The sequence below is a fragment of the Nostoc sp. genome, from assembly GCF_036917975.1.
Lineage (GTDB): Bacteria > Cyanobacteriota > Cyanobacteriia > Cyanobacteriales > Nostocaceae > Nostoc.
Genome location: NZ_JBALEJ010000042.1, coordinates 1 through 21,084 on the forward strand (window position 1 = coordinate 1; position 21,084 = coordinate 21,084).

At 40.8% G+C, this 21,084-nt stretch carries 13 protein-coding genes; 6 read left to right on the plus strand and 7 right to left on the minus strand.

Annotated features, from left to right (window positions below; translation table 11 throughout):
• Nucleotides 1-256 precede the first annotated feature (256 nt).
• Nucleotides 257-388, plus strand: a complete 132-nt coding sequence (locus V7K76_RS18390; RefSeq protein ID WP_334952728.1) for a hypothetical protein — start codon at nt 257-259, stop codon at nt 386-388.
• A 39-nt stretch (nt 389-427) separates the two neighbouring features.
• On the opposite strand, the gene V7K76_RS18395 is transcribed toward V7K76_RS18390, so the two are convergent.
• Nucleotides 428-754: a CHAT domain-containing protein gene (locus tag V7K76_RS18395; RefSeq protein WP_334779959.1), complete on the minus strand. Its 327-nt coding sequence runs from the start codon at nt 752-754 to the stop codon at nt 428-430.
• A gap of 521 nt (nt 755-1,275) precedes the next feature.
• On the opposite strand from V7K76_RS18395, the gene V7K76_RS18400 reads away from it, so the two are divergent.
• From V7K76_RS18400 to V7K76_RS18410, 3 genes are read left to right on the plus strand one after another with little or no spacing between them, the layout of a single operon-like run.
• Nucleotides 1,276-2,976 carry a hypothetical protein gene (locus V7K76_RS18400; protein ID WP_334779958.1) on the plus strand — a complete coding sequence of 567 codons (1,701 nt, stop codon included), beginning with the start codon at nt 1,276-1,278 and terminating at the stop codon, nt 2,974-2,976.
• Between the two features lie 18 nt (nt 2,977-2,994).
• Nucleotides 2,995-4,326, plus strand: coding sequence for a hypothetical protein (locus V7K76_RS18405; protein WP_334779957.1), 1,332 nt, complete (start codon nt 2,995-2,997; stop codon nt 4,324-4,326).
• A complete protein-coding gene (locus V7K76_RS18410; RefSeq protein ID WP_334779956.1) occupies nt 4,319-9,997 on the plus strand; it encodes a DEAD/DEAH box helicase in 5,679 nt (1,892 codons plus the stop codon). Before V7K76_RS18405 ends, V7K76_RS18410 begins: the two co-directional genes overlap by 8 nt.
• 14 nt (nt 9,998-10,011) lie before the next feature.
• Here the strand turns inward: V7K76_RS18410 and V7K76_RS18415 are convergent, their stop codons facing one another.
• The 6 genes from V7K76_RS18415 to V7K76_RS18440 all read right to left on the minus strand — a co-directional run bounded on the left by V7K76_RS18415 (nt 10,012) and on the right by V7K76_RS18440 (nt 19,679).
• Nucleotides 10,012-11,127 (minus strand): phosphoribosyltransferase-like protein, encoded by a 1,116-nt coding sequence (locus tag V7K76_RS18415; RefSeq protein WP_334779955.1) that lies wholly within the window; start codon nt 11,125-11,127, stop codon nt 10,012-10,014.
• A 12-nt stretch (nt 11,128-11,139) separates the two neighbouring features.
• Nucleotides 11,140-12,408, minus strand: coding sequence for an ATP-binding protein (locus tag V7K76_RS18420; RefSeq protein ID WP_334779954.1), 1,269 nt, complete (start codon nt 12,406-12,408; stop codon nt 11,140-11,142).
• 2 nt (nt 12,409-12,410) lie between these two features.
• Nucleotides 12,411-13,292 (minus strand): hypothetical protein, encoded by an 882-nt coding sequence (locus V7K76_RS18425; RefSeq protein ID WP_335029921.1) that lies wholly within the window; start codon nt 13,290-13,292, stop codon nt 12,411-12,413.
• Between the two features lie 103 nt (nt 13,293-13,395).
• Nucleotides 13,396-17,418, minus strand: a complete 4,023-nt coding sequence (locus tag V7K76_RS18430) for a hypothetical protein (protein ID WP_334779952.1) — start codon at nt 17,416-17,418, stop codon at nt 13,396-13,398.
• A gap of 42 nt (nt 17,419-17,460) precedes the next feature.
• Entirely contained in the window at nt 17,461-18,294 is an 834-nt protein-coding gene (locus tag V7K76_RS18435) for a hypothetical protein (RefSeq protein WP_334779951.1), read from the minus strand.
• Nucleotides 18,291-19,679, minus strand: a complete 1,389-nt coding sequence (locus tag V7K76_RS18440) for a GNAT family N-acetyltransferase (RefSeq protein WP_334779950.1) — start codon at nt 19,677-19,679, stop codon at nt 18,291-18,293. Before V7K76_RS18440 ends, V7K76_RS18435 begins: the two co-directional genes overlap by 4 nt.
• Before the next feature lie 640 nt (nt 19,680-20,319).
• On the opposite strand from V7K76_RS18440, the gene V7K76_RS18445 reads away from it, so the two are divergent.
• Both V7K76_RS18445 and V7K76_RS18450 read left to right on the plus strand, forming a co-directional pair.
• Nucleotides 20,320-20,613 (plus strand): helix-turn-helix domain-containing protein, encoded by a 294-nt coding sequence (locus V7K76_RS18445; protein WP_334779949.1) that lies wholly within the window; start codon nt 20,320-20,322, stop codon nt 20,611-20,613.
• A 49-nt stretch (nt 20,614-20,662) separates the two neighbouring features.
• Nucleotides 20,663-21,046, plus strand: a complete 384-nt coding sequence (locus V7K76_RS18450; RefSeq protein WP_334779948.1) for a hypothetical protein — start codon at nt 20,663-20,665, stop codon at nt 21,044-21,046.
• Nucleotides 21,047-21,084: the final 38 nt, after the last annotated feature.

Below are 21,084 nucleotides of genomic sequence, written 5' to 3' on the forward strand. Positions count from 1 at the left end.
CCAGTCATACTCTGCGTATTTTTCTACGTCAGCGTTTTGGTATTGATGTCCTCACTTTTGAACAACATCCTGTGGCTTAATTCACATAAGGCGTATAACTATAAAAAAGTTGTACAATTTACGCGCCTACAAGCACTATTCTATCGTTAGCTACTCAGAACTTTTGAAAAAATAAAGTTGTACAATTTCATCATGCTACCATCCAAAAACAAATAAAAAAGTTGTATAATTTTGCAAACGTCTTCCCCGTAAGGATTTGGGAATATTTGCTCCAAGATTTGGTGGCGATGCCTACGGCGGGCTGCGCCTACGCATTCCAAGTACAAAGCTGAATCAACAGCTTGAGTTTCGAGGGATGCGATCGCACTCTATTTCACTTTACCTGTAGCCACTAGCATAGAGCGATCACTTAACTCTAAAAACTGATTCATTTTGTGATTACTGTCCAATAGTAAGAATGTTGATGCTTTTCACCCTCCAACATTTCTAGTTGTGTTTGGCGCAGTACCTCACTTCGTCCCTTATTGTCTAGTAATTTTTTGTAGTAGGCTACCATCAAATATTTGCTATAAATATCTGCCGCTTTGCACAAGATAATCAGCTGACTTTCAGCGTCAGCAATTACCAAAGCGCAACATAAGCCATAAATCCCTTCACCAGCCGAGATATTTCCTAAACCTGTATAACACGTGGATAATAGCAGCAGTTTTGTGCCTACCAGATTCAGAGCAGTTGTTTCTAAAGTAGTGAACATACTGTAGTTCGGCACGGAAGTCTTCACTGCGCGATCAAACTACTCTTTTGAGCCTTTCCTCACACCAGCCTTAGCAAGTATTTGCCAAAAGTATTTCCAGTTAGGATGTATTACGTTCAGTAGACCAAAAACTTTTGCAAGGTGATGAGAGAATGAAGTTTTCAGCCGTCTTTGTTGGGACTTTCCATCATGATCACCAGCGATCACTCTGAAGTCTACCCAGAAAAAAAGTGATTGAAACGCATATTACAAGCTCATTTCGGCTCCATGTATTCCCAAGTGTAAATGAAGGACTGGTACGCTTCTGGAAAACTTGTTGGTCTATGACATTTTCTTACCGTAAATAGTGAAGTTTGGTATAAAAGCGACAACCATACCTCGCCTTTTAAGTATAATAATTGTATAATTTATTGTAACAGTGAAGGTATGAAAGATTGTACTGACCAAAGCATGAGTGTATCTAATAGATCGTCTATAAAAGCATAAATACACACAATAAGATCAAAGTACTTAGAATTGCAATGGCAAATTACAGAGAGTGGAATCAAGCGCTTATATTTTATTTTACCACTGGCTTGCCACGGGGTAAAAGAGTTTATCTAAGTGTTGACAATGAAATCTTAGAGCAAATTGGTCAGAAATTCAACCAAAAAATTGAAGATAGCAATTGGAGTGATGACTTCCGTAGAGCCGTAAGAGAAGAAGTTGTCGCACAAGGACGAGTTAATTTGGCTAAATTGCAGGGACGTAATTTAGACGGCTTACCGCAAGGAGTTGCTTTTTTAGGTGCAATGGTTCTAGCAGCCAATGAAATGGTAGATGAAGAGGAAATCTCAGAAGAGAACTATTTTAAGCGTCTAAAAGCAGTATTAGGTTTGCCAACATCAGAAAATGGTCGTCCGCCAGGTATGAAGTTTGGTAAACAAGGAGAAGAACCCTTATGGAAAGACTGGAATCTTTGGTTGATGATAAATGGATTTATGCCTTCAGCACATCGAGGTTGCGGAGGAAAAATCTATATTAATTATTCAATTTCTCAATCTCTACTTCGTCGTACAGATAAAAACCGACTTGTACAACTGTTTAATGAGAAACAATGGACAGCGCAGTGGGATGCCATGACTCTGTTTGCTGGTGTGAGACGAGAAGCGCACCGACTCTCTACACATCTCAAACAATTGCTAACTGATAACAGGGAACGCTATGAAGCAGTAGCCGAATCTATTCACGAAATTTACCAGCAGTGGCAAGCAGAAGGACGGCCAGCAGTAGTAAGACCAGAAGTACGTAATTGGAGTCGTAACATATTTGCTGGTTTATATCGCACAGAAGACCCGTTTTTTGGTGACGTTAATTACTATCCTTACCCAAAAAAAGTGCGGGGATGGGAGTTAAACACTATAAAAATTCAGTATGTTAAGAGAGATCAACGGTTAATAGATGAACGCCCTGGCTGGTATTTACCCTTAGAATTTCCTCTAAGTTTAAGTGAATTGGAACGCGGTGCTAAATACCCAATTATTCTGCAATCTGACCTTGATTCTCTGGTTTTACCTTCTCGTGATTTTTGGATGTTAATTCCCGATCCAGATGATACAGATACAGGAGTCTATGCTACTTGGGGTCAACCATCACTCGGCACTAAATTTATCCTGCTATGTAAAAAAGAACTACTTCCAGATATCAATCGCTTGCGAGATGAGCGGCTAATAGAATGGAGTGGTGAACCTCAGCCTGTATTTAATGATTCAAACTGGGTAGAGCTTCACCAGTGCATGGTTATTTCCCTAGCTTGGAATGGAGTATTTATTAGCAATCAAGAATTTAAGGATGCTTTGCAGCCCAATGTTTGTTTATCTATTAGCTTTTCAGGGGGGTTACGTGTTCCGCAGCAGAGCGCATGGTTGGAGGGTCATAGTCCTCAAGTTACCATCTTTGGTTTTTATCCCACTGTGACGTTACAAATAACTCGATTATTGGATAATTTATCAATAATTGAGCGATCGCAAAGTACAAATACGCCAATTTCGGTAAATTTCCCAAGTTCAGGAGACTATGTTGTAAAGGCAACTTGTGCAGGAGAATCCACAGAACGTTTGGTCAAAATCGTCGATTGGAGTTGGCTTGGTATAGAAAAACCACAACGTTATGAAATAATGCCTATTAGTTCTGGGAATTATATATGTGGCAGCGTCATTCAGACAGTTTCTGCAAAAGAGTAAAAGCAAATCAGGTGCATAATGCCACAAATCCAGCGCTGGTATAAAGGTTTTTCTTATAGGGGAAATCCACAAGAACTTATTGAGCAAATTTCCAAGCAAGTTCAACGTCACAATCTGGGAAATTTCGTTCCGCTTTTACGAGTGGAAAAAGGGGTAAAATCACGCAAACCGTTTTACTTTTTTCTGGCGCTTGAAAGTTTACAAAAAGGTGACATACCAACCGAAGTTCAATCAACTCTGCTTAAACTACCTTTTTTTAAATCTACTATTCCAGGTAATCCCAGCTTTAGTTATGAACAAATAAAACCTATGGTTGGGGTCGCTCATGATGTTTATGAGTATACTAACAATATTCCCTATCAGCCCGTACAGGAATTAACCTGTGATAATCCATTTGACTTAATAGAGTCAGTATCTATCAATAATTCATTCATTGATATTGATATATCCCGTCGATACGAGCAACTTCTTTACTGGCTATCCGCTCTTGGTGGTGGGACTTGGGAATCTTTTAAGAAAGGGTGTGAGGTCTTACAACTTCAAGAACCTAAACGCATCTTACGCCGACTTAGGTTGCTCGGTCATATTGAATCTTCATTAGATGGTAAACGATGGTCTGCTGCTCCTGCGACTCTTGTGAAAATTAACTCTCAGTTAAACTCACAAGAATTTATTTTATGCGGTCAGCGTTGCATCAGTTGGCTCACCCAGTTAGAAAAATATGCAGAGATAATACCTCTTTCCCAACCCACAGGAAATGCACCACCTTGTATTCGTCTGAAAGTAAACGAACGTAATAGAATTACAGAGCAGTTTCCTATTATTGACACGGGTGATATATCGAGCCGACTGGCTGACATCTTACCGGATATGACAATTTGGCAGCAGAGTCTTAGAAGCGTACCGGGTATAGTGCCATCTCTTTACGAATGGATGCGATTTGACGGCAATGATTTTGTTGAGCGCACTTTCCAGAACGAAACTGGAATGTACCAAATGTGGAATAGAGAAGGCAGCGATTTTTCCCGTATGACCCTTTTTTATGAAGCAGAAACCGATACTTGGCTACAAGGAGATTGGTATGGGTTAAGATTTCTCGCTCTGCACTACAGCGATCGCTTGCTTATCGCCCATTACGATTCTACAACCGCACGTTTAGCAATTCCGTTTTCTCAACGATGGCCTGAATTATACGAACGTGCTTTAGTGCTAGCTTCTGGATTTGTGCCAATCTATCACAAAACCGAACAGAATCTATGGCTTATTTATGAAAATATTGCTCCAAATTTAGCAGAAAAATTGACAAAAAAACTTTATATAAACTGCGACGAGGGTTTTAGCTGTGCATGACCTACTAGGAGCTTATCAAAGGCTCGACCGCCTGTATCGACTTTACATCAAAAGTGCTTTTCCTTTGCGATCGCAAGTTTTAGGCGAAGAACGCTTTCGGGTTCTCAATCAAACCGGAGTTTTAAGTCAACCGCCCTTAATTGAAACCGTACCCATCTATCCCTCTTCCGGTCTGAATCTAGCGGCTGCAACAAAGCGGCTACCATCAGAATATAGTGGTTTGTCATCATTAGGGCAAAAGCTCTTTCCCTCCAATATCGAACTGTATCGACACCAAAGGCAAAGTCTAGATGAAGTTTTAGTTAACCGTAAAGATATTGTCGTCACCACTGGCACAGGTTCGGGAAAAACTGAGTGTTTCTTGCTGCCACTTTTTGCCCAACTCGCACGAGAGTCGTTAACTTGGACTACTTCAGGCTCACCATCTGCTAACCGCCAGTGGTGGAATAATTCTAAAGATGATGATAACGATATCAGAGTTTCGCAGTGGGCGCACACAACTCGTCCCCACGCTTTGAGAGCGATTATTCTTTATCCTCTGAATGCTTTAGTAGAAGACCAACTGCGACGACTGCGAATAGCATTAGATGACAATGACGTTCACAGGTGGTTGGAACAACAGCGTCAAGGGAATTATATCACTTTTGGTCGCTATACTGGCTTAACTCCAGTTTCCGGCAGAGAAACAAAACAAAGTCGCGATCGCCTCCGTAAAATTTTGCAAAAGATACAGGAAGAACGTCAAGAGGTTTTGGATGCACTGAATAACGATCCCAACTGCGATCGCAATCTGCAATACTACTTTCCCAGACTGGATGGCGGTGAAATGTGGTCGCGGTGGGATATGCAAGAAACCCCACCAGATATCTTAATTACCAACTACTCAATGCTCAACATTATGATGATGCGGAGCATTGAGAACGATGTTTTTGAGCAGACGAAGGAATGGTTAGCAGAACCCGGACATCCAGAGCGAGAATTTTTCCTGATCGTTGACGAACTTCACTCTTACCGGGGAACTCCTGGTACAGAGGTGGCTTATATTATCCGGTTACTTTTGTATCGGCTCGGTTTAACCCCAGATTCTCCTCAACTTCGCATTCTGACGACTACAGCTAGTTTGACAGATGATAGTTCAGGGCGGAAGTTTTTGCAGGAATTTTTTGGCAGAGATAGATTTGAATTTATCAAAAGTCAGCAAACCGAACCAGAGCGAGGGGCGCGAACATTTTTATTACCTTATCAAAGTGCTTTTGCAGACTTTGCTAATAACATTCAAGGCGATCCTTTGGCTGGCGTTCCCGAAATCGGTCGGTTTGATCGGGAATTAAATCAATTAACCGAGCGTTTGGCATACCCTCGTAAAGATGGAAAGGGAGCGGAAGCTCTAGGAGAAGCTCTCGAAAACATTAAAGCTGCTGATGCCTTGCGAGATGCTTGTCAAATTGTTGCCGTTGATCGCACAGTGCGTCCGGCGCGAGTGGAAAATTTAGATCGGGTATTGTTTCCAGGGGCGACCATTTCCCCAAATGCGATCGCCTCTGATGCTATGAGGGGTTTGCTACTAGCCTTGGGAATGTCCAAACTCACAAAAACAGGACGTTCGCCACAACCGATGCGTGGGCATTTGTTCTTCCACAACTTGCAAAATCTTTGGGCGTGTTGCAATCCCGACTGCGACGATAAGGCGGTTAATCGCCAAGCTCGCGCTGCCGCTACTTCAGAACTTCCTACAGTTGGAGCTATTCACACCAAGCATCGAATTGCCTGCTCTTGCGGTTCTCGCGTTTTGGATTTAATTGTTTGTGAAGTGTGCGGTGATGTATTTCTCGGCGGTTATAAACGGCCTTTCGGTAAAGGTAATTTCATTCTTACTTCTGACAGACCCGATCTTGAAAATATGCCTGACCGTGTTAACCTCAAGCAACAACATGGGCAATATGTCGTATTTTGGCCACTTCCCTACGATCAGCCCGCATGGTCAGTAGAACCGCAAGATTTGGAATGGGATCTTGACAAAATTACTCGAAAATGGGTTAAGGCTAAGTTAGATAAAACAACAGGTTTGCTTTCCCTAACAATTAGACCGCTCGACTTAGACAAAGAAATTCCGGGATGGCTATACCATATTGTCGGACAAAAAGCAGCAACAGAACCTTCCATGCCGAGCAAATGTCCTCGGTGCGATGCTGACTACGGAAAGCGCAAAAAGTTCAGAACACCTTTAAGAAGTCATCGGACAGGGTTTCAAAAAGCCTGTCAAGTTTTGGCTGGAGCTTTATTCCGAGAAATGACCGATGAAGCGATAGGAGCATCTTCATCCCGAAAACTTGTGATTTTTTCTGACAGTCGCCAAGATGCAGCAAAACTGGCTGCGGGAATGGAACGAGATCATTACCGAGATATGGTACGCCTCGCTATGATTCAATCGTTTCGGCAATATTGGGGTGATTTGGTTTCCTACCTACGGATAATATTTACCTTTAATCGAGCTAATCTTCCGCAGTTACAAACGTTAAATTCGCTTCTTTATGCTGAAGTTACAAAACCCTCGCAACCAGAAGATGCGATCGCACAGAAAAGATTTGCTGCTGCCAATGCACATCTGATGAATGAAGCACTGATGTGGTTCATGGGAGCGCCACCTAATAATCAGCAAGCTCGTGCAGACTGGGTAAAGTTATTAGAATGTTATCCAGGGCGAATTCCCTTAGCAAATTTACGCGGCACAATTCGCGATCAATTACTAGAAATAGGCATCTGTCACGGTGGCTCGGAATTCAAAGCCAAGCGATACAAAACAGCAGATAAATTCTGGGATTTTTGGTTTAATTGTTACGACTGGAGTAATGTTGTTCCCTTGCCTTTAGTCAACGCTGATGCAGAACAAGGACAGCATATTGCTCGGTTGGACGCTCTGTTGATGGCAGAGCTAATGTATGCTTTATTCCCCCATATTGCCAGGACGCTGGAAGCCTTGGGTCAAGGTTGGGTGAGTTACCAAACTGACAAAAATGCTTCACTAGCTTTAATTAATGCCACAGAAGCCGTTATCCGTCAGTTGGGCGTTAGGAGTTTGTACAAATATTGCTCTTGGATTTATCAAGGCACAGAAAACCACTTTCGGCGTTACTCGCTCGATTATCTTGCAGGAATACGAAATTGGGGCGTGACTGACGTTGAAGTGCAACAGCAATTGTTACAGTCAGGGGCAGGAATTTCCTCGTCTAATGGACTGATTTTAAACCCAGATAAATTAACTTTAGTCCCTCCAGAACTGAGTCAGGGAGTCTACAGGTGTCCGCAAACCAATGCGTTTTATCTGCATGATGTGGTCATCGATCCTGAATCTTTGCAACCTGTTGCACCAAAAAAGTTAACATCGGATTTTGATTATTACACTGAATTAACAGATAGACCGGATGCCAAGCTGTTTCGCATGAATTGCGAAGAATTGACCGGGCAAACCGATAAAGCAGAAAGACCGAAAAGACAGCGTTGGTTTCAGGAAGTTTTCATTGCTAATGAACTTGCCAAAAAGAAGATTTACGGGGTCGATTTGTTAAGCGTGACAACCACTATGGAAGCAGGGGTTGATATCGGCGCTCTCAATGCGGTAATGATGGCAAATATGCCGCCGCGACGCTTTAATTACCAGCAGCGAGTCGGGCGGGCTGGTCGTCGCGCTAGTGGGGTTTCTCTGGCGGTGACATTTTGCCGGGGGAGAAGCCACGATGATTTTTACTACCAACGTCCTGAAAGCATGACAGGTGATCCGCCCCCGCCTCCCTATGTGGATATGAGAAGCCAAACAATCTACAAACGGGTGTTAATTAAAGAGGTATTGCGCCAAGCTTTTGCTGATACGCCAGTTTTGAGTCAAGGCAGTCAAACTGATAATGTACATGGGGAATTTGGCACGGCTGAAGAATGGGAAACTTATGAGCCGGAAATTCGAGAGTGGCTGCAAGATGCTAGGAATGAAGAGACTATCAATTCCATCATGGAATCTCTTAGTATTGAAACCCCTTGGGCGGGTGTGGCAGGTGAGAAATTTCAAGAGGAAATGCGAAGCTATTTGCGCGATCGCCTGGTTGAGGAAATCAGAGAGATTGCTAGCAATGAATCTTACTCCCAAGATGCTTTGAGCGAACGCCTCGCCAATGCCGGTTTGCTGCCAATGTTTGGTTTCCCGACTCGCACGCGAGTGCTTTACACGCGCTGGCCTCGCCAATCTTTCCCCTGGCCCCCAGAAGATGGTCTTATTGATCGTAATTTGGATATTGCCCTGAGTCAATTTGCACCGGGTTCGGAAACAGTTAAGGATAAGGCAGTCCACACGGCAGCTGGTGTGGTGGTGCTGAGGCCAGCAGGGAAGGTTGTCAGTTCAGAAAATGGTTTTTATCCGCCTTTGCCCCAAGGAAACACCAACCCCATCGGAGTGTGCGAACATTGTCAGGCAGTTGTGTCCCTGCCTGCCATGCCACAACCCGCATTAGGAAAACGGGAACCTGAAAAGCAAACCTGTCCAGTTTGTCAATACCCCGAACCCTCTCTCATACCTCTGGATGTCCGCGAACCGAAGGGCTTTTTTAGCGATCTGGAACCGCAAGATTTTGACGGACAGTTCGAGTGGCAACCGCGATCGACTCGTCCTTCTTTGAGTGTGGATGCCAGAGGAGTTGCCTCTGCCAGTGTGGGCAACTGTTCGGTGGTGGCGCTAACTGACGAAATTCTCTCAGTGAATGATGATGAAGGTAAGGGAGGATTTGATTTCCAAGCCGCCAAAATTTACGGGGAATTGAAGAATGGGGCTTATGCTGTTGGCGAGGAGGGTTATGTTTCCGTCTCTGGTGCTGCTTACCGTGTGGCGTTGATCTCGCGGCGGGTAACAGATATTTTGCTGGTGAATATTGAACGGTGGCCTTCTGGGGTGTTTGCCGATCCCACGACGGTTGAGGGGCGTGCCGGTTGGTATTCTTTTGCGTTTTGGCTGAGAATTGCGGCGGGTGCGCTGTTGGATGTGGATGCCTTGGAGTTGGAAGCGGGGTTGCGTGTTTTGCCAGATGAAGTGACGGGACAACCTATCGGTCAAGCATTTTTATGTGACAAGCTAGAAAATGGTGCAGGATATTGCCAGTTTTTTAATGATGCTACCCAGTTGAGCAGATTGATGGCGATGGCAGAACCAATGCATACCGATAGTATCGCCGCAAAGTGGATGTCTCCAGAGCATGAAAGCGAGTGCGATACCTCTTGCAATTTGTGCCTGCGAGATTTTTACAATTTGTCCTATCATGGTCTTTTAGACTGGCGGTTAGCGTTGGATATGGCGCGGATAGCGTCATCAAGTGCGAGTGCGATCGACCTTGAATCATCTTGGAATGGCTGTCCCAATCCTTGGAGGAATCTAATTCTAGGAGCAAAAGCACTAATCCCTGCTACCTTGGCACGTCTGGGGTACACTTCACATATACAGTTTGGCAGTTTACGTGGTTACGTTCGCAGTGGGCGTTTAGCAAAGGTCTTAATTTTGCGGCATCCATTGTGGACTGATGAGCATCCTGAGTGGATAGCGGCAGAGGAAATGGCAAGGCAACAATATGCGGGTTATGATATAATATCTGCCAATCCGTTTAAGGTTTTACGTCGCCCTGCGGATTATGCGTAGTTTTTTCTCGAAATTCACCTTGTTTTATAGCGAGTTGCACTGGGAGTTTGACTATTTCTAAATAGCGGCTCCCAGTTGTTATTGGGTTTATGGAAAAAAGGTAATGTATTGTTGGGACAACTATAGTGATGACAGGTTAAAGTACCAGAGTCTCGATATCCCGCATCACTCTTTCCAGAAGCACGCAGGCAATATTTTTCTATGAAATCATCATATTCTGATTCAGATATTTGGTGAATGGTGAGAATATCCATAATTTCTTTGCTTTTATAGCCAAGCATCGGTTCATAATAGATAGTCTCGCTGTTCTCAGGAGCAAATTCTATACTAGCTAAGTTGAATGATGCAGCCTGAACTACATACATAAAAATAAACAATGACTGTTTATATGCAGGATATTCTTCGAGTAATTTATTGATTTCCCGAATACATTTAGCGAGTTGATTACCAGAACCGTTAGTATAGTCCATAAACACAAAAACTGATATTTCATAGTCTCCTGTACCTCCTTGAAAATACTCGCTCAGAGGTCTGATTTTTTTGCCATCAGGAACGCTAGTTGCCGTCAAAGCCGACCTTTCATAAATTCCCCAAAGGCCGTATTGACTTTCTACTGATGTATTCGGTGGTGAAGGTAATGCAGCATATCTAATAATTTTATTTCTCAACCATTTTTTAAATTCAGATGTATCGTCTTTTAAAGCAACTTTAGGATCATCACGAAAAGCTTCCCAAAAACTCTCTTCTTTCAGAAGTAAGTCAAGTAACTTTTGCTGTAGACTTCGAGTAGCTGATTCAATCTCAGGTTTGGATAAAAACTGAAACTTACTCAGGAGTAAATAGGCTATGTTTTTCTCTAGAATTGTTTCAAACTGATTAATCCAATCGCGAACTGTTTTCTTTGACAAAGAACCTTTCCAACTAGAAAACCTATCATAGCAAGCCTCAATCTCTATATCGTCAAATAATAAAGTATTTTCTACCTGTCTTTCCTCTGGTAAAATAGAAGAAATCGGTTTTTGGTATGGTTGCACGATTTCCTGTAATTTCCTTTGTAGTTGCTTGATTTCCTCAGCAATAATCTTAGGCTTAATGGATGGAGAATTACTATCCAGGTTTTCTGCTGACATAAAGCGTTTATTTTATAGTCTTTCCCGAAATTTGAAGATATCTTTATATACTAAGTTTGTAAGAGTATACATATAAGGTCTTTGACCAAAAACTTCGATATATTGCTCAAAACCTAGCTTATTTTTGAGTTCAGAACTCGCTTTGTTTAACCTATACCTGGCTTGTTGTTCACTTAGTCTATAAAAATAAGAAATTGAACAAGAGTCATACAGAATCAAAAGGTCTTGTATTGACTGTCTTCTTCCACCACTAAAAAATAGAAGATTTAAAAATGCCTCTGTTTCTTCAGATAACTCATTACTAATTCGTAACTCTGAAAAATATGCCTCGGCATAGACTCGATAACTATTACTGAAAATTCTTCGAGCCGTTTCAAGACTAACTGATGTTTGGGATGGTTCCGCTTCAGCCCAAAGCAACTGGCATATCGTTTCTACAAATCTGGGAACACCTCCAGAAACTACTGCCACAAAGTCAATAACTTCGCCTTCAAAAGGATAAAGCTTATTATCATTCTTCAAAGTTACAGAACTATTTTTGGTTTCTATATACTCTTTTACTTCTTGTGGATTCAAAGGCTTGAGGATTTTAAAATTAAACCGTGCTTCTTGTAGCTGGCGAGCTTCTGAAATAATTTGACTATAGTATTCTTCGGTCACACTTACACACAATGCCCAACCTGGTCTTAGTGAAAATTTTTCGGACAAACTGTGCAAGAAACTCATAAAATATGAAATTTCTATACTGAGGTTAGAAAATAGTGCCTCAACTTCATCAAAAGCAATTAGCACGTAATATTTTTGAGTCCGCTTAAGTAATTCAAAAAAAATCTCAAATAAATTGATCAACTCTGTTTCTTCAAATAATACTTTATCTGACTTGGTTAAAAGACCTTCGTGAAGCAAGACATTGTACAACTTTAGCAGAATTGCTCCCAAAAGACTTTCAAAGTGCTTATCTGGCTGGCTTGATGCTGCAATCGGTGTCACGATTTCTTGAAACTTAATGGGAACGCACACCCCGCCATTATCATTAAATTCTTTAGCTATCAAATTGAGTAAAGTTGTTTTCCCATATCCATACTCTCCTACAAAAAATAACTTGATAGGTCTTCTGATTTTAATGGATTGTTTAACTTCATCCAGAAGGTTATTAATAAATTTTGTACGAACCAGTTTTGAGGTGTCGTCCTGAGATACTACTGATGCAGCAGAGCCAGAAACAACATAAGGATTTTGGGCAGGTGCTATAGATTTTGCATTAACGTCTTGATAGGGCATAGTCAAACAGCAATAGCAGGTTCTAAAATCTTAATAAATCCATACTTAACTCCTCGAATGTCAATTAAATCAATTCCCATATTACGGGCAAGTTGAGATTTAGTTGTTCTTAATTCGATACGGTGAGTCAATTGCAACTGAATCAAATGTTTTTTAAGGTCTTCTTCCGTATAATCTGATACTTGCTTCACAACTCTATCACGAATCTGAGCAACTGGAACTAAACCCAGACTTTTCTGGGCAATATCGCGGTAATTATTTAAAATGAAGTCTAAGAGGTTTAAGTAATTGTCAATTTGGATTTTGTCTCTATAAAACAAATCCAGATAACCCACCCCTGGATTACCAACATAGCTGTAGCCACAGTGTTGTATTAATAATTTTTGAAGTAGTGCTGCTTCTGGATTTTCAGATAATTGATGTTTTTCATGAAGTTGAAACCTAGCGTTAGTGTAATCTTTAACAAGTTGCGAGTACTGAGAACAAATCTGAGTTAAATTTTCATTAAAAACTTCAATGGAGGGCAAATTATGTGAAATATCTTGTAAAGAATTAATAACTTTGATTGTTGATTGAACAGAAATCGATGCTGTGGTCTTTTTAGTGTTTGTCTCTGAGTATATATATCCATCTGCTTTATACAGATCGAGAACATAAAAACCCGCTAAATAGTTTTTTATAGTTGTAGCAGACATAGGCGTACCTGCTGGTTTTCCTTTATTTACTTTGTGAGTAACTAGCTTACCTTCTAGCCAATACAAAGCATTCTTTAAGGTCTGACCGTTATTAACTACAAGACCTTTTGCAAGTATGCTCATATCCTCTGGATACTCCTTAGGTAAGTAAAAAATTGGAATTATCTTGGACATAGTACCTTTAAGCATGTAAGTAGAAAGTTTATTCTATTTTATTGCTTATCACTTAATCAGAGTGCTACGGTAGTCTGGCTATTTTTATTCAAAAATACCCTTGCTTTCAAAGTAAAAATTAATCTCGTTGACGGAGCGTAATCTCTAAGTATCCCTTTTTGTGTAAAGTCTTTAAAAGTTCCCATACATCCTGATTATCTGGTAAACTTTGACAAACCTGGTTAATTGTAAGACCAGTTTCTACCGTGCCAATGACATTTAAAAACTGTCTTTCTTCTTCTAGAATATTTTCATCCTTTGGAAGCTGAATTTTGCTCAATTCCTCGCGCAAACCCAGACATTTATCAAAAATAGATTTGATTTCGTTAACCTGGGCTTCAAGGTTTTCAAAGTCTGTGAGTGCTTCCTTACACAAGTCTATTTTTGATAGTAACTGTGTTTTAAAATTGCTGACTTGATTCAAAATGTCAGTTACATTTTGTTCGCGGTTTCGGGCAATAAAGTATAAATCTCTTTCTAGTTGCTCCCAGTCGAAAATCGAATTTTTGCACTGCTGGAGTAGTTTTTCCCAAAAAACTTGTCTTAGGGCTTCATAAGAGCCTTCATGGTCTTCATCATCAAATTTGCATCTGTCTTTCAAATAATGTTCATTAGGAGCAATTAGACACAATAAATCTTCGTATTGAGTTAGTCTTTGCTCGAAAGTATATCGACGCGATCGCCTCTCACCCTTAATAATAACTTCAATTTCAGCCAAGGGTTTTTGCAGCAGATCGTATTCTCTAAAACTTTTTACCCCATGACGGCTAAAATGCTCTACTACTCGGTCAACAAACTCATCGTTATACCGCACTAGATGTTCTGAATCGTTACTCAAACTGTTTCGTAAATTCTCAGCACCTGTCAAAATAATTCGCCACTGTTCGAGACCAGCTACTAAATCAATAAGTTTTTTTTGAGTGCTTTCGTTAGTTTGCAAAAACTGCTTACAGTGATTGAGTTGATGATGCAATTTCAGAATGTCTGCTTCTTCTAATGCAACCGAACTGGCTATATTCTGGCAATCTTGATCTAGCTCTAAAAATTGTTTTTCTAAAGTATTTCGATGGTCATTAAGACAATCTTCTAAACCACTCATAGTAACAATTGCCTGACAAACTTTAGAAGTCTTCAATTCGAGTGTTAAATCTTCTAATTTTCGCGTAATTTCACCTAGTTCTTTTTGCAGAGTAAGACGTTTATCCCGGCGAAATATTTCCAGGCGACCGCTTAGCTTTTGTATTGTTCTATCAACTCCATCAAGAATCACATCATCATTGTAGTGCGTGAGATTCTGTGCAGTCTTTACGCCATCAAAGTCTTCTAAGAAAGTTAGTTGTATATCTTCAGTTGTCTTAAACCCCTCTGGTGAAGTTGCTACTGAATAAAGAGTTGTTTCTGCTTCATTGAGGTCGCTAAGAACCTCCTCTAAAAGCTTCTCATCAAAAATTTCTAGTAAGGAAGAAACATGAGTGCGAAGTTCATTTAACTGACCCTTCAAATCATTAAGGTCTAGTTCTGCCACAGAAGTGCGAATGATTCCCCTTGGTCGCTCCCACTCTACATAGCGACGGCGTTGCAACCATTCCAGTGCTTCCTCGAACTCTTCTTGAAGATAGCCAAGTTTTTTGACCTCTTTCCATATCTCTAAACAATTTAGTTCTTGGAAAATTTCCTGACCCTGTACATTTTCAACTGCCTCTTTTGATTTCAGTTTGTTTTGAATAAAGGATTCCAGAGGATGAACAGCAAATTGAACTTGAGAATTTTCTGTTTTCTTACTAGCAATTTTGGATTCACTAATCAAACCATGCTGTTTCAAAATTGCCAAAAGGCTAGGCAGACCAGAACCCGCAATTTCAAATAACTTTTCAAAGTCTTCCTTTGAGGCTTGATAAAACTGACGACCCCGACGAACAGACAACGAAATTTTCTCAAGCGCTACCTTATACTTGAGAAGTGCTGGACGCAGATTTGTGTAGAAAGATTGATAGTTCGGAAATAGAGTTTTACACTTTTGATAAAACACAGATTCTATCAGTTTTGTTTCCGTACCATTGACTGCCTCTAGACCGAGAATTTTCCAGGTTTCTGATGCAATTGATGGGAATAGCAGCCGCAGAGCTAAGGCGTGGCACTCCTGACGATGGTGTTCTAATCTATCTTTATCTGCTTTGCTGACTTCAGGACGACTTGAGAGCCAGTTTTGAATATGATCGGATAAATTAAGCAACGTACAAGCTGAACACTGTTCGGCAACCATGATTTTGCGGAGTAAGCCGAAAGCTGCGGGATATTCGCTTTCGCTTCGACCAAGCTGAAGGTGGAAATCTACTTGACCTGTCCCTGCGATCGCAGTTAATCTTTGTCGAATATTAGCTGCATTCTGGTCATAGCTCAAGTAAAATCGCCAGTCTAAGTGAGTTTCTTCTGGCGGAGTAAATCTCATCAAGTCAGAGTCTTCACCACCAACACTAATGACGACAGAACGGTTGGGAAACTCTAAATTATATCTCTCAGGAGAGCCGGTCAAAAAATTATAAAATCCAAATCTATCCTCTTGCCATTCACCTTTATAGCGCCAATTCCAATTGGCTTTCTGACCAGAGCGAGAAACTGGGAAAAGTAAGGGGAGAATTTCCTGGCAGAAAATCGTTGTTGCTATCTTTTCTTTTTGAGCATCATTCCACTCTCCAAACCAGCTACGACGAAATGACCCAAGAATTTTATCAATGACTGTAGGAGGAGTTGTTTGAAGAAGAGCAACTAAGGCAAAGCTACGTTCGGTTGGTTGTACAATGTACGAACCATAAAAATCGTCGTCTTCTGCCAGCTTTTTTAAACTCTTTAACAGTCCGAAGCTCTCAGCGATACTTGCGTTCACACCCGATGGAAAACTAGCAAGAAGCTTAATTACTTCTCGTCCTTTTGGATGTTTTTTAAAGGAAATCACTGACTCTACTTTGTTAATAGCATCACTAATTTTGTGCTGCTGCGTACCGTATAACTGCACTCGTCCCTCAAGATAATCCTCAATTAAATCCAGAGGAGTATACGGGTTCCCTTCTTCTTGAGCAGGCTTCCCTTTTTCTTGAGCAAAAGTAACTATGCGTTTAAAGACTTCGATGACGGTGCGAGGGCCGTTTCCTAGGTCTTTGCGTTCGCACAACTGTCCCAAACTTTCAAGCGTTGCTAAATCTACTAACTGGGATCTCTGGAACTTATCCTCTGGCAAAAACTTCTCACACAAAAAATCCCAAAGCTTACTCGGAAAATCAGATTTATAAGCGTCAGTTAATCGCAGCGATACTTTCTGCTCCTGCATCCGGTGGATAATATCACCAGCCTGTTCTTCAATCGCTGATTCAGTGGGCGTGGTAGGCATTCCGAGAATGAGTGCGACAGGCGTAGAACCTAAAGCCCGCATTCCTTTGACTAAATCGCTCAAAATCTGGATACGAACGCTAGATCCCTCTTCAGTCCGCAGGAATTCTTGACATTCGTCAGCAAATATTGCTAAACCCTTAAAACCTGCTTCCCGCAGTATAGAAACGCTTTCCTGCCAAAAATTCAGAACACTATCAGTATTGGTGGTGTCAGTTTTTAATTCTTGAACAATTTTGAGCGCTTTATCTTCAGAGACTCTGTACTTGCGGGCTATTTCTGCGGCTTGTTCTTGTTGAGACTTTAGACCGTACTGAGAATATAGTGCCTCAATTTTAGGAACAAGACTAGGGGAGGATTTTTCTAAACTTGCCTTAATCCAGGCATAAGTGGCAACCATTAAGTTGCTCAATTCTTTAAATTTGAACGGTGGCACAGCTACAATTTTATTCTGCCTGCACTCAGACCAAAAATAAATGAGGGTTGCTGTTTTACCATAGCCATAGTCAGCACTTAGGTAGCCATTGACAGGCTTTCCCTTACCAATTTCATCAATTAAACGGTCTCGAAGTGTTTTAACCTGTTCCAGGGGGTCGTAGCTGGTAGCATATAATTCATAATTATGGGCTATGCTTTCAAGTTCGCTTTCAATCTGAGATGGACTAACGGTATCTACAATTGCTTGAATTGATTCTAGTTGCTCTAATAATTTCTTCATAAATAGTCGTTTAATGTATAGGTTTGAAGAGAATATAAAATTTTAAATTAATTGACTCCAGTCTGGGGATTTAGTTAACATAATCCACTGTCCATAACCCCCTTCATACCCACAGTCAAAGAACCCTCCTTGGTCATAATCATAGGTGCATTTTGCATTATCTAGAGTGCCGTCTAACCCACTCGGATCTAGCAAAAGCATTTGACAAATAGCGTCTTTAATGTCTTCGCGCAAGAAAATCTTAGTTCCATAGGTTCGTTGCCGTTGTTTGTAAATCGCGTCTACCGCCATTAGAAAAATAGGAGCAGCGCAGAAGTAGCGACGACTGAAGTATTCGGATTTTCCTTCTGATTTAATTACACAGGGTGATAGAGAATGTAACCAGTTCAAGACACCAGTGATGCTGCTATCACTGAATGCTATTTCACTGGTAGGAAGTTCAAAGTTCACAGCAGCTTTTTCAATCACTTCTCCCACTATGGACTTTTTTTCAGCAGGTGATAAAATAACTTCTTTTCGTAACCACAGTTGTTGTACGACAGTTGCATAAGCCCAGGAGAACCTTTTATCAGGGTCGAAAAGATGTAGGTGATAAATTACCAAGTGTAAAAAATCGCCTAGTAAAGCTGGGTTTGATTGTTGAATATCAGCCGCTACTTTCCCTAGTGGAGTTAAACCAGATGGATTCTTTTTGTCGAGAATAGAAAGGTTACGCAGAAAGGGAAAAACATTTTTTTGTAAAACAGTAGCTCCAAGTTGACAGAGAGCCGCGAACTGGTCAATATCTGTTTGTTGAATAGAAAAATTTTCCAGAATAACCGCCACTCTTGACAAAGTGGTGTTTTGCTGTAGGTGGAGAGTCAATCTTTTGTTCATAAATCACGCTCCAATGTATCCAACCAAGCGACTAGGTTGTGCATAATTCGATGATTTCGGCTAGTTCTTAATTGCTCAATACTTTCACAAAAATAACAGGAGTGGTGAGTATCTCTTTTGAGCTTTTCTACACCCGCTTTCGTGGTTTCAAAACTACGTCTCACTGTAATTTGAATTTGAGATTTATTAGGGAAAAAGATACTGCCAAAGCCTCCAGCTTTCCACCAAGTTGTGCTATCGAGAGTATCGGGAATTAAGTTATGTCTGCGGAGACGATTATAGCTGTTTGGCCCGCCAATCCCAAAACAGTGAACGAGCATTCCATGTTCTCTAGCAATATCACAGACTTTTTTAAATAATGCCAAGCTCTCAAAAGATATCATATTGACACTTCCGTTAGGGCCTGATGTTCCCCAAGAACCAAAGCCAATTCTGCGAATGCCAAGCCTTGCATAGGTTTCGATACAACGATTGATTTGCTTGATAGTACGTCCCTGTACGGGAGCGATCGCACGCTCTTGTACATAACTAGGCATTTTGCTATAAAATGCCTCACAATGGTAGAGTGTGTCACGGACTTTGTACTCTACAATCTCATCATCATCTGTGCTTAAAGGTACAATGTCAGGTAATACATACCCATCTGCCCATTGGTTTTCTTTATAAAATTTATCTAAAAAGGCAAGAAGTTCATCATAAGTTCGTTTACCTTGCTGCACTTGATAAGCACCACAATCTAACCAGACACTTTTAATGTTTTCTACATCTTTTTGTTGCTGCAAAAATTTGGTAGTAGATGGTGGGCAAGCAATAGGTGAATAAATAACATAAGCAAAGGGATTACGTTCCAAATCACCGCCTGATTTCCATAGTTCAAAAAGGCGCTGCAATTGGGAACCACCCGCACTAAAAGATGCAACAAATTGAGAACTTAATGGTGTTGTAGGCACTAATTTTTTGTGCCACACAACTAAACTGCGTTTTACTCCTGGTTCAATATTGACTCGACTAAAGCCCATTCGGTAATAAAAACCATTAGCTTCCAAATCTAATGGACATTTGAGGCGTAAAGTTTTTATACCGGATGTTCTGCTATATTCTTCCCATGCTCTAATTAGTTTAAGACCTACACCTTGCCGACGGTGAGATGGGGAAACAGAAAGATGGTATAAAGTGGATATCTTGTCACGCCTGTGATGAAAATGCAAGAAGCCATGAGACGTACATAAAATTTCCTTATGAGCTATTGCCTCAGCCAAAGTAGCTCTATTAACAAAACCTATCTCATGGCGATGGGCATCTGCGAGAGCCTTGACAAAAGGTAAGTCTTTTTCTGTTGCAAATGTCACTGTAGTTTCTAAGGATTTAATCTGCACGTACTCCATCCAAGAACCTTTTTTAACTCCATATATCAATAAAGCTTTTATAACTTAACATCTTTACATAACCACTTTGCCAAATTAGCCTGCTTTACTATAGGACTCATGTTTGATTTTTGAAATATACGCAGGGTGTGAAAGCGTTGCGTTACGCACCGTCCGAAAGTTTTGGTGCATTACGGACTCCTACGTAGCGCACCCTACTTATACTTAGATTTTTTTAAATCGAATGGATTGTAATATTACAATATACTTTGAGTAATTTCAACCAAGTACCCAGGACTTTTGTTCAAATCATATCTCACCTAAACTACGAGCCAATTGTCGTATCAGAAAGGCTACTTGCAAGTGTTTCGTATTGAAAGCATCTGGAAAAACATGATCAACTCTAACTGGATTTTCCCTGGTTCTCACAGTTGAGTTATCCTTAAGCCTAATAATCGGACTAGAACTCTTAAAATCTCGCTGATGTACGCGAGTTATTCCAAGAAGGCTTTCTAATATCGAAATTATTGCCAAGGAGAACAGTAAGGGACTCCAGAAATTAAATCTATCCTGATGCGATCGCTTTCATCTTAATCTCCTCATTGTTTGTAAACTGTAGTAGCCCAAAATTCTGATGCTTGTTTACTGCTGTAGCTATTATATGAGTGATAAGGGTAAAAAAGAAACGAAAATGTATATTTATGTTGCAGATGTTGTATTCGTTGCTTGGAATAACGAGAGGGGTGAGCTTTTAAAGCGATTGCGCGGTAAAAAATCGCGGCAGAAACTAGCTGATGAAATTGCAGCCACAGGAGGGGAATGCTCCCATCAGAACATCAAAAAACTAGAGTACGGTGAGTCTGAAAGTGTTTCTATTAAAGTATTAGAGGCTATTTGTGCAGCATTGGATATTTCTCTAAGCGACTTCCTTAGCACTCTTGAAGTGACTAATTAAAGTTTTAGATATTTCTTGCTTTTTAGCTACTAAAGTAACTAATATATTGATGAAAGCAAAAAGGCGATCGCCCCTCCGGGAAGAGAAATGCGATCGCCTTTTGTTAAACCCCATCAATGAGGTTACTCAGATGATTGTACAAGATGAGTTTGACAACCAAGCCTCCGCTCAAGCAGAGTTTGAGGAATATGTTGACCATTTAGCTGACGCAGTATCACCAGAAATTGAAATTGACTCAGTGCCAGATGATTTGGGAGAACTGTATCGAGTTTGGAACGGTTCTCAACTTCTGGGAACTTTTTACCATAATATTGAAGGCAAATGGATAGCGCAACCCTGTAATAGCGATAAAAGACATTGCTGTGACACTTCTGATTCAGCGCTGCTTTTGATTATCGCTGTCAACGGCTTACTGGTCGCGGATGTAGCTTAGAACTCAATATTTATCTCATCACTTAGAGACGTGTTAAA